Source organism: Weissella sp. DD23 (genome assembly GCF_001579105.1).
GTDB classification, from domain to species: domain Bacteria; phylum Bacillota; class Bacilli; order Lactobacillales; family Lactobacillaceae; genus Weissella; species Weissella cibaria.
Window position 1 is genome coordinate 460,044 of the sequence record NZ_KQ970390.1, and the last position, 8,385, is coordinate 468,428.

The following is an 8,385-nucleotide window of genomic DNA, read 5'->3' on the forward strand; positions in this document are numbered from 1 at the left end:
TTGACCAACCATCGTTCCAACGGCATCCAAGTTGCTGTTATGTGAATAAACCGCAATCTTTGAACGATCACCAGCTTCACGAGCGATTGACTTAATTTCCACCGTACCATCAAATACTTCAGGTACTTCGGCTTCGAACAAACGCTTAACCAACTCAGGGTGCGTACGTGAAACGAACACTTGAGGTCCCTTTTGTTCGTTTTGAACTTGTGACACCAATACCTTAATTTTGTCACCCATTCGGTATGACTCATTTGGCATTTGATCACCTTGCTTCATGGCAGCCTCTTGGTTACCGGGCAAGATAATGTACAAGAAACGTGAATCTTGACGTTCAACTTCTCCCGTAATGACTTCGTTCTCATAACCGATAAACTTGTCATAAACAACGCCACGCTCAGCTTCGCGCACCTTTTGCATAATGATTTGCTTAGCTGTTTGAGCAGCCAAACGGCCAAAGTCAGCTGGTGTTACTTCGAAACGGATTTCATCCCCAATTTCGTAAGCCTTGTTCAATTCCAAAGCTTCTTCCAAAGTGATTTGCTCATAAGGCTCGTCGATTTCTTCAACAACCGTCTTAACTGAGTAAACCTTGATGTTACCCTTCTTTTGATCGAATTGAACCTCAACGTTTTCTGATTCGTCGTAGTTCTTTTCGTAAGCCTTCTTCAACGCTTCTTCGATCGCTTCTACCAAGACTTCAGCCTTGATACCCTTTTCTTGCTCCAAAGCGTCAAGGGCGTTTACTAATTCCTTACTCATTTGGATTCTCCATATAAAATTAGAAGTTATTTGCTTGACGAGCTTGCGCAATTGCGTCACGTGGGACATCAACTGCAGTTTCATCTTCCAAAGTGATTGTCAACGCTTCATCAGAAACCGCCGTCAACTCACCCGCAAAGTCTTTCTTACCATCGATTTTTTGATATGTTGACACACGAACCATCTTGTTCATCGCCCAGTCGAAATCTTCCGGTGTCGTTAAGATGCGTTCCTGGCTAATCGTCAAGTTTGCTTGCTTAATCGCTGTACGTGGTACATCAATACGCTTACGCTTACCCTTGACTGTAATTGCCAATGTCAACATATCGTCAGTGACGGCAAGTAATTCACCGTCAAATTCATTTTCTCCGTCCACCTCTTGGTTTAAGGCAACGTGAATATATTTTTCGAGCGCCCACTCGTAATCTTGTGGTCGCTTTAATTCACGTTCTGCCCCAGGAGATGAGACATCCATCAAGTATGCCTCAGGGAATGGATCTGGTTCGATCTGGTCCATACGCTCACCAATTGTTTCAGTTAGCATAACCAAATCGTCCATGTTAATTGCACCGTCAAGACGATCAACTAACACACGGAGCACCATATCTGATCCTTGTTTCTCGTAAATCACATCCCAGAGATCAAACCCTTGGTCTGCCAACTCAGGCGCTAGGACAGCTTGCACTGTTTCTACAACGTTTGCCATATTATTCCCTCCCTTCGTTCCGTAAAATCATCTATGTCAGAGGTAAAACCCTAAAAAAATGAGCGGCCAAGGAATTTCGTTCCTGGCCACTCAATTAAGAGCTTATTCATTAACAGTTATTATAGTAACACCATTCTGGTGGAATAGCAACTTATATCACACTGTATATGTGTTGGCACCCTATTTCAAATCTTTCTAACAATTCGTCTGTATAATGATGGTATCTATCCGAGGAACACAGTACAGGAGGCTACCCATGCAAACAGAACAACTTATTTTAACGGCCATCAACACCGTTCGCCAGGCGTTTGGTCACGGTCGCTTCATCGACCCTACCGATTTGTCTACACCGGCGGCCGTAGCAGCCATCCAAAAATATCTTGCGGCTGCACCAAGCATTAACGACGACACAGTTGCTATTGATGTCTATCAAGGTGCCGAACTGCCATTGGTCGTCTTTTCATATAATCATGACGGTCAAATCATCGCTGGCGAGACTTGGACCTGGATTATGTTAGACGAAGCCTTGGTGGCAAATGGTACCGCCTTTCGTCTGATGAGTACTGATACTGTCGAACGCCTAAATATGTCACTTGGCCAATCAATTGTTCACTATGCAAAATAACGCAAAACGTCTGGTAAGTTCACATTACTTACCAGACGTTTTTTACTATTATAAGCGACGTTGCAAGTAAACACGCGTTCGTCCCATTACAGGCACGTCAGCTAGTTCACCAAATACCGTAAACCCGTTCGCTTCATAGAATGCTTGCACCGCATCGTTGTCGGCATATGCCGTTGCCACCTTTGCACCACGCTGGCCACTACGCATAAAGACTTCACGCAATAGCGCCGCATCAACGCCAACCGCCTGCAGACCTTCCGATAACACAAGCTGCTTAATGTGCACCTCTGCACCCATAAATTCAGCGATTATCCCACCAACTGGCATTTTTTGATCGTTTAACACAGCAACCGCAATGTCAGCGTCTTGCGTCGTTATTTCACGACCCAGAATTCGATTCAGGTGGGCGTACAGTTCAGTTACGGTCGTCTCTTTTAATTCCATGGTTATCCTCAAAATTTTGCATTGATAATTTTGGCACGTTGCAACTCAGCTACCGTGTGGGCGCCCGTCAATTGCATCACACTCCTTAATTCCGTTGCCAAATGCTCATACACTGATTGTACACCAGCCGCCCCACCTTGGTTCAACCCCCAAAGCATTGGGCGACCAAGTGCGACAACATCTGCTCCTAGTGCAAGGGCCTTCGCAACATCCTCACCGCGTCGAATACCAGAATCAAAAATAACCGGTACACGGCGGTTAACAGCCTTTGCAATCGCCGCCAAAGTATCAATAGATGCTGGTGCCCCATTTAGTTCACGGCCACCGTGATTAGAGACCCAAATACCGTCAGCGCCAGCCGCGATGGCAGCTAGCGCATCATCAGGATCTTGAATCCCCTTTACAATTACCGGCAAGCCATGGGCCATTTCTTTAACCTTGTTAATATCGCGCAATGACAAATCTTGCTTTGCCCGTGCATAAATATCAGCAATCCCCAATCCTTCACCAGAACCAGCAGCATTTGAAAACGCCGCCAAGTTCTCCATTGGCAATGGGAACGTAAAGTTATTAATAATATCGGCCTCACGATACCCACCTAACGTGGCGTCAGCGGTCAAAATAATGGCCTTATAACCATTATTAACTGCTTCGTCTAGCAAATACTGATTAAAATCATCATCACGGGACATATACAACTGGAAAAACTTGGGTGTATCCGGCGCCGCGCTTGCTACATCCGCAATACGTGAATTGCCGTACGTTGACAGACTGAAAATCGATCCTGCAGCACCAACTCCCTTGACGGTAACTTGTTCACCGTCTTGGTGCATTAACCCATGCGCTGCAATTGGTGCCGCAATCACGGGCATCGTAAGTGGAATATCAAATAAGGTTGTACTCAAATCAGGCGCCGCAATATCTTGCAACATACGCGGAATTAATTGATAGTGACGAAACGCTTGTTCGTTATCTCGCAACACTTGTTCGTCTGAAGATCCACCATCCACGTAGCCAAACGCTCCCGCTTCGGTGTCACGTTTTACAGCGTCACGCAACCTTGGCAAGTCAATAATGTTTAGTTTTTCTTCTTTTGTACTGCCTTGATAAGTCATCAGAATTACCTTCTTTTCTTGTTAAATAAATTGCAGAACACTTTTTACAACTTTTAGTTTAGCCCGCTAACAAAATTATGGCAGAAAAAAGGTGTAACCGTTTGCAGAAAAAAGCACCTAACAGGATTGTTAGGTGCCAAAATCTAATTAGTGCGCATCAACTTGTGGTGCCGCATCATGTTCGTGATTGTAAAACTTGTAGTATAAGAGACCCGCAATTACCGGAACGATAGCTGCTAGCAAGTACAATTCACGGAAATTCATCAACTTTTCAATGTCACCCAAGACAAATGGGCCAACACCAATTCCCAGATCCAATCCAATGAAGTACGTTGACAACGACACCCCAACTCGTAAGGCATTTGGTGCCATCTTCAACGCCACGGCCTGTCCATTTGACATAAAAGTTCCGTAGCCCAATCCGATAAATGCACCAGCAACCAATAATGTAAAGCCAGAATGTGTCAAGCCTAAGATAACTAACCCAATAGCAAGTGAGATATATGATGGGTACATCACATAATCTTCACCCTTCACATCGAAGATTCGACCAGCCATGGGACGTGTAATGGTAATGACCAGGGCGTACACCACAAAGAAGAAAGAACTAATCCCCACAAGGTGAATCGTCTTTGCATAAGATGAAAGGAATGACAATACTGATGAGTAAGAGAAGCCCATCAAGAAGCCAATGCTGGCAATGAAAATTGTATTGCGTTCAATCAAATTATCAAATGTCATATGACGCAAATCGGCTTTTCGTTCAGGGGTCAAAACCAAATTACGAACTGGCAAAATCAGTGTCGCAATCGTGGTCAACAAAATCAATGCAGATGACACTTCCACAATAAAACGGAAATTCGTCAAGTTAAGCAAGATCATCCCCACAAACGGCCCAATAGCTGCAGCGAGCGACGTACTCAACCCATAGAAGTTGATGCCAAGTCCCTTTTTATCTTCTGGAATGTAGTCTGTCACAATGGCATTGGTGGCAGTCGAAGCCATACCATAGGCGAAACCATTGACCAAACGAACAACAAACATCACCCCAATATTAGGGATAACGAGATACGCAAGCGTCGAAATCAAATATAGAATCGCACCATAGCGTAGTGACTGCTTACGACCAATGATATCAAGTTGCTGCCCGATAAATAAACGAGCAAGCAATGTGCCAATAACATAAATTCCCGATGCTAGTCCCGCTTGCGCTAAACTAGCGTGCAAATTCGTGTGTACCACGACGGCAATAATCACCATTAATAGGTAGTACACTAAGTAAATGACGAAATTAATCGCCGTAATGCTGACAAACCCGGCATTCATAATACTGGTGACCGGTTTTGAATCATTCATAATCAACAACTCTCGCTTTCATAACGTAATGTCCTTAATCATAGCGAAGCTGGCCTCGTTTCCCAAAAACCATTTTTTCAAAATTTAAAAACTCATTTTTGTTCCGGTCACGTGTTCTTCCTATAATAAAGTCATTCAGTAACAGGAAGGATGTCAATGATGACCCAATCTAATGAACAAATCGCACACGATCTAGCCGTTGCAATCGCTAGCCAACATTATTTAAAGAGTTCTGTGCGTAGCTTTCACAACGCCATTACAGACTACGATGAAATTTACGACGAACTACTTGCCGAACTTGCCAAGACAGCGCACGTTGCGGTATAACAAAAACATAACAGCGCTTATGAAAAGGCAGTGCGTGCACTGCCTTTTTGTGTGTTAATTGGGAGATTTTCAATGGAATGGCTATTACATAAAAAAGAGTTAGATAAACTAACCCTAAAAAAATACTTACTGGAACAACCATATACCTTAGTACCAGTCAAGCAAGTTATTAATCAACTCGGTTGGTCAAAATATTTGGTCATGCATTATGGGCAAGAATTGATTGACGACATCGAGCGACTTTCACCAAACGCGCAATCGTACATCACCTTTGACGCTAGCAACCAACACTTCATCGTCCAATCGGGTCATACAATTAGTCTCCATGACCTCACCTTAGATTATTTGAACCGATCGCCAAAATATCATATGCTACTCGCCTTATTTTTGGAAAATTTCCAATCTGTCGAAGATTTCGCCGCGCAACATGACTTTTCAACGCCCTATGTTCGTGACGAATTGCGCGAACTAGCTGAGCATCTGGCACAACAGCATATTTTGGTGACAGATAGTTTCACTTTAAATGGCAATGAAAAGGATATTCGCTATTTTTTCTTTCGAATTTTATTTGACTACTATTACCAACAAGCCAACCCACTTACCCCAGATGCCCAAAATTGGGCAGCCCAACTTTTTGACACACTCTCTCGTGTAACTGGGTCAACCATTACACCGGCTATGCGTGTTGTCATGCAATTTCAACTCGGTTTGTGGTATACCCGAATGAAGCATGGTCATATCATTTCATTGACCGACTCGACGCCAGTGCTCCGTGATTTGGCCGATTTGCCTAGCGAGAATGCCGCCTTTCCCATTACCCTGATGAACACGCTTAAAACAATGCTCGGTCTAGATATTGTCGCGGCCCACGATGAGACACGCTTCGCCCTCAGTGCCTTATACGCCTTTGGCTTTGCCCGCAAGCATGATTTCATGCAACTCATGCCCACACAAGCCGTTGCCCTATTCTCGGTCATCAACGACTGTATTCGCGTCTGCTTGCCTCGTTTCTTAGGTAATCCTGGTTTGCTAACACCTGAACTAATGGCTGATTTAGTGGATGATTTGTACACATCTAACTTACGCTTAGTTTACTTCCACAGTGAGCTACGGCCAGAGCCCAACATTACAGATGACTTCCATCAATTCCCAATTTATGCGGAATTGACGATGACAATCATTAAAGAAATTGTGAATCAAACCAAGTTACCGTTCGAAACCGTTCGAAACACATTATTTGAGGATTATTTCAATACGTTCATTACCCGAATCCCACGTGAAGATGCGCTGCCACTCGTCACAATTGCGTTAGATTTTGTAGACAACGAAGCTTTAAAGCGTCGCCTAATTCAGCGATTGCAAGGTTTTCTCAGCATCAATATTTTTATTACGGACACACAAATTACAACTGCTGACCTCGTCATTTCAAACATTCATTTGAATTACGAAGAGCAACAAACCATCGTCTTACGGCATAGTCCAACATTGGCCGAGCTTAATGAGATCCGGCGAACAGTCAAAGAAATTACAATCGCAAAGTTTGAACGATTTACCGGACAAACCATTTCAATCCTTTGAAACAGCTTTTTAAAAATTGAAAATATCGTTTTTGGTGCCCTCGTTACTTTCAGTTATGCTATATCACGTGGTTGATAAGGCGTGATGCCATAATTCTTCTTAATATAAGTGACAGCGAACAAACACGCCTTGCATCCATGATTATTCAAAAAACGCGCCGACTAACCACCGGCGCGTTTTTTTGACAGCTAAATCAACGTAAACTTTTCAATCATTAATTCAGGGTGCACGATAATCATCGTGGTTGTCCCTTCGACTGCGTAACCCGCATCCTCAAAAGCAACTTGTACCTGGCGCTTGTATGCAAACCACGACCGCATATCAGCTTGTATTAAGTCATCAATTTGATTTAAGACCTCACGGGCATTCTCGACTGCTGCATCGGCCCGGATTGTTTCACGAATTTGATCAACATATTCTTGCGAAAAATAGTGTGGCATCTTAAGCTCACTAACCACTTCAGATAATAAGTGATCAACTTGCACATTTTCTGCCCGCACCATCATTTTCTTAACGGCCAGTTCAATGGCTAATTCCGTTAAGTATGTATTGGTTAAGTGCAGCGCCACTTTACACAGCGGTGATGTTTCATGTTGCCGTCGGCGTTGTTCTAATGCGTCCCGGACAGCATTAGGTGTTGGAATTTGATAGGTTATAGGCAATATCCCCCTCATCAGTTTTCTTAATCGTACTGAATAGGTTTGAATATGTCGCGTCAAACGTATTATTGAAATTTGACACCTTCATGACTAGACATTCCGATATCAGATTGCTATAGTTATGCTAATGCATGGAATAAGCCATGTAATACACGACTCTAAAATACACCGCTGATCAGCAATGATTAGCGGTGTCTTTTGTCTACCAACAAAAAAAAGAAAAGGCAACACCCAATCGGATGCTACCTTAGCAGTCATTATTCAGTTTTTTGTACGACTTTTAATCATGAAGCGTCTGTTAGTTCAAACCACGACGATTGATTTCACGATATAGTGCCGTCATTGAGGCGTTTGCCAAGCGTGTGCTACGCTTTGCCACCATCACATGCTTGATGCCAGCAGTCTTTAGAACAGACTTTGCCCATGCCTTAGTACCAGTTAAAACCATTGTTGTTTCCTCCTTTGATTTTCTCTATATTCACGTACGAGCACAGCTTAACATATTCAAAAACCAACATGCAAAGAGAACTAAAAGTCATTTTAAAATCCTGAATGTTCTCTTGCATCCAAACATAACGGGAACGTTTGTTGGGGTACTCAGAATAACCGCACCTCTTCGCGGTACACGGCAACCTGCTCTTTTAATCGATCGAGATTGTCAGCATCAAATTTATCTAGAACCGCTTTGGCCAATTCAATCGCGACCATCGCTTCCGCAATGACGACCGCTGCCGTTACCGCCGTTGTATCAGATCGCTCAATCGACGCACGGTGATTCTCGTGCGTATCAATATCCACACTTTGCATTGGTCG

Annotated in this window: 11 protein-coding genes; 3 read left to right on the forward strand and 8 right to left on the reverse strand. The window is 43.5% G+C overall.

The genetic code is table 11. The annotated features are described in order from the left end of the window. On the reverse strand, positions 1-762 hold a 762-nt coding region (gene nusA, locus WEIDD23_RS02210), incomplete at its 3' end, for a transcription termination factor NusA (protein ID WP_242865393.1). A gap of 19 nt (positions 763-781) precedes the next feature. Then, positions 782-1,468: a ribosome maturation factor RimP gene (gene rimP, locus WEIDD23_RS02215; protein WP_010373750.1), complete on the reverse strand. Its 687-nt coding sequence runs from the start codon at positions 1,466-1,468 to the stop codon at positions 782-784. Positions 1,469-1,724: 256 nt separating this feature from the next. Here rimP and WEIDD23_RS02220 point away from each other — a divergent pair, with 256 nt between their 5' ends. Further along, a complete protein-coding gene (locus WEIDD23_RS02220) occupies positions 1,725-2,093 on the forward strand; it encodes a hypothetical protein (RefSeq protein WP_010373752.1) in 369 nt (122 codons plus the stop codon). Positions 2,094-2,141: 48 nt separating this feature from the next. Here the strand turns inward: WEIDD23_RS02220 and WEIDD23_RS02225 are convergent, their stop codons facing one another. From WEIDD23_RS02225 to WEIDD23_RS02235, 3 genes are all read right to left on the reverse strand, one after another. Then, positions 2,142-2,537, reverse strand: coding sequence for a GNAT family N-acetyltransferase (locus WEIDD23_RS02225; RefSeq protein WP_010373754.1), 396 nt, complete (start codon positions 2,535-2,537; stop codon positions 2,142-2,144). An 8-nt stretch (positions 2,538-2,545) separates the two neighbouring features. Then, positions 2,546-3,652: an alpha-hydroxy-acid oxidizing protein gene (locus tag WEIDD23_RS02230; RefSeq protein ID WP_010373755.1), complete on the reverse strand. Its 1,107-nt coding sequence runs from the start codon at positions 3,650-3,652 to the stop codon at positions 2,546-2,548. A gap of 147 nt (positions 3,653-3,799) precedes the next feature. Continuing rightward, entirely contained in the window at positions 3,800-5,008 is a 1,209-nt protein-coding gene (locus WEIDD23_RS02235) for an MFS transporter (protein WP_010373756.1), read from the reverse strand. Positions 5,009-5,164: 156 nt separating this feature from the next. Here WEIDD23_RS02235 and WEIDD23_RS12985 point away from each other — a divergent pair, with 156 nt between their 5' ends. Further along, positions 5,165-5,335, forward strand: coding sequence for a hypothetical protein (locus WEIDD23_RS12985; RefSeq protein WP_010373759.1), 171 nt, complete (start codon positions 5,165-5,167; stop codon positions 5,333-5,335). 72 nt (positions 5,336-5,407) lie between these two features. Continuing rightward, positions 5,408-6,913, forward strand: coding sequence for a helix-turn-helix domain-containing protein (locus WEIDD23_RS02240; protein ID WP_062358715.1), 1,506 nt, complete (start codon positions 5,408-5,410; stop codon positions 6,911-6,913). A gap of 188 nt (positions 6,914-7,101) precedes the next feature. Here the strand turns inward: WEIDD23_RS02240 and WEIDD23_RS02245 are convergent, their stop codons facing one another. The 3 genes from WEIDD23_RS02245 to WEIDD23_RS02250 all read right to left on the reverse strand — a co-directional run. Next, positions 7,102-7,575 (reverse strand): hypothetical protein, encoded by a 474-nt coding sequence (locus WEIDD23_RS02245; protein WP_010373763.1) that lies wholly within the window; start codon positions 7,573-7,575, stop codon positions 7,102-7,104. A gap of 295 nt (positions 7,576-7,870) precedes the next feature. Beyond that, positions 7,871-8,020, reverse strand: coding sequence for a hypothetical protein (locus WEIDD23_RS13410; RefSeq protein ID WP_010373766.1), 150 nt, complete (start codon positions 8,018-8,020; stop codon positions 7,871-7,873). Between the two features lie 149 nt (positions 8,021-8,169). Continuing rightward, positions 8,170-8,385: chorismate synthase (locus WEIDD23_RS02250; protein WP_156469550.1), on the reverse strand; the 216-nt coding region annotated here is incomplete at its 5' end.

What these genes read in the sequence shown, in the direction of transcription:
- WEIDD23_RS02220 (WP_010373752.1), top strand. Translation starts at nt 1,725, where the DNA reads ATGCAAACAGAACAACTTATTTTAACGGCCATCAACACCGTTCGCCAG.
- WEIDD23_RS02235 (WP_010373756.1), bottom strand. Translation starts at nt 5,008, where the DNA reads ATGAATGATTCAAAACCGGTCACCAGTATTATGAATGCCGGGTTTGTC.
- WEIDD23_RS02240 (WP_062358715.1), top strand. Translation starts at nt 5,408, where the DNA reads ATGGAATGGCTATTACATAAAAAAGAGTTAGATAAACTAACCCTAAAA.
- WEIDD23_RS12985 (WP_010373759.1), top strand. Translation starts at nt 5,165, where the DNA reads ATGATGACCCAATCTAATGAACAAATCGCACACGATCTAGCCGTTGCA.
- WEIDD23_RS02230 (WP_010373755.1), bottom strand. Translation starts at nt 3,652, where the DNA reads ATGACTTATCAAGGCAGTACAAAAGAAGAAAAACTAAACATTATTGAC.
- WEIDD23_RS13410 (WP_010373766.1), bottom strand. Translation starts at nt 8,020, where the DNA reads ATGGTTTTAACTGGTACTAAGGCATGGGCAAAGTCTGTTCTAAAGACT.
- WEIDD23_RS02225 (WP_010373754.1), bottom strand. Translation starts at nt 2,537, where the DNA reads ATGGAATTAAAAGAGACGACCGTAACTGAACTGTACGCCCACCTGAAT.
- rimP (WP_010373750.1), bottom strand. Translation starts at nt 1,468, where the DNA reads ATGGCAAACGTTGTAGAAACAGTGCAAGCTGTCCTAGCGCCTGAGTTG.